Source organism: Pseudomonas sp. MWU347, from assembly GCF_017947305.1.
Lineage (GTDB): Bacteria > Pseudomonadota > Gammaproteobacteria > Pseudomonadales > Pseudomonadaceae > Aquipseudomonas > Aquipseudomonas putida_A.
The window spans coordinates 1-1215 of sequence record NZ_JAFGZB010000029.1; the positions used below are offsets into that span (position 1 = coordinate 1).

Genomic DNA, 1215 nt, shown 5'->3' on the forward strand with positions numbered 1-1215 from the left:
AAGCTGCCACTCAACGCGACTCGATAATTCCAACCCGAACATGCATCATCGGGCTCGCCACGATCACGTCGCGGCGTCGAAGCCATAAGTGCAGAACCTGCCGCCTGCACGAATTAGCATTTTGAAATGGAAGTCATCTCATGTTCGAGCGTAACAAACTGGTTCCGGAGTTAATGGTCACCAACCTGGATAGTAGCCTAGCTTTTTGGGTTTCTTGCTTAGGGTTTAAAATAGCTTATCAACGCCCGGAAGACGGATTTGCATACCTTGATTTGAATGGTGCTCAAGTGATGCTTGAGCAGATTGATTCGGACGCGGGACAATGGCTTGCTGCGCCGTTGATTAAGCCGTTTGGAAGGGGCATTAACCTACAGATTGATGTTGAGGCTGTCGCACCCATCATCCAAAAACTTGATCTGGCTGGATTTCCACTCTATCGAGAATGCAAAGACACCTGGTATCGGGCTGATAATGTAGAAGTAGGCCAGCGCGAATTCATCGTCCAGGATCCCGACGGTTATCTCGTAAGGTTGGTAGAGCGGTTGGGGGAGAGACCGGCTTGCTCAATCTGAAACTGAGCAAAGCCTACCGTCAGCTTTGTGCCGGTGCAGCCCTTCACGACAGACAGCAATCGGCCAAGATCCGCCAGTCGACGTCCCTTAAATAAGCGCTAAGCAAGGTAAATTTCGCGATGAAAAGCTGGATAGCTAATACGAAAATTAATGCACTGTTAGGGGCTAGCTCTCAAAAATTTGATGGCGTGAAGGTTAGGCGGATCCTTATAGAATACTGCGACAGGTATCAAAAGATTTATCCTTTTGAAATTCTGGAAGAGCCACTTGAATTTCTGAAAAACAATGTAGATTCAGGTAGTAGATATAGGGAGATGCGAGCGCTGCTTAGGGTTGCCGCTGAAGAATACTGCATTAGTTTAAACGAGATAGCCGATGCTCTTCTTGACCTGATAGACATTCGTGTCCTTACTACGGACCAAGCAAAAAAAATTATTAACCACGTTTTCGAAGCTTTTTCCTGCAATGAAAGCCCCGAAGATTTCATCCCAAGAGAGGATGCCTATTTGTGCAAAAATCTATTTGCGATTACCTCCGGCTAGCAAATGGTTGAAACCTCTAGCCTTGCTCACAATGACGGGCCCGATTGGCGTGACTAGATATTCGCCTTGGGACATTTTTGGGGCTTTGATGACTGGCCGCT

At 47.2% G+C, this 1215-nt stretch carries 2 protein-coding genes; both read left to right on the forward strand.

Going from position 1 to position 1215, the window contains the following annotated elements; translation table 11 throughout:
• Positions 1–140 precede the first annotated feature (140 nt).
• The gene (locus KCG87_RS27305) at positions 141–572 is read left to right on the forward strand and encodes a VOC family protein (protein ID WP_098963786.1); all 432 of its coding nucleotides are present in this window, start codon (positions 141–143) and stop codon (positions 570–572) included.
• A 119-nt stretch (positions 573–691) separates the two neighbouring features.
• Positions 692–1114 carry a hypothetical protein gene (locus KCG87_RS27310; RefSeq protein WP_098963787.1) on the forward strand — a complete coding sequence of 141 codons (423 nt, stop codon included), beginning with the start codon at positions 692–694 and terminating at the stop codon, positions 1112–1114.
• Positions 1115–1215: the final 101 nt, after the last annotated feature.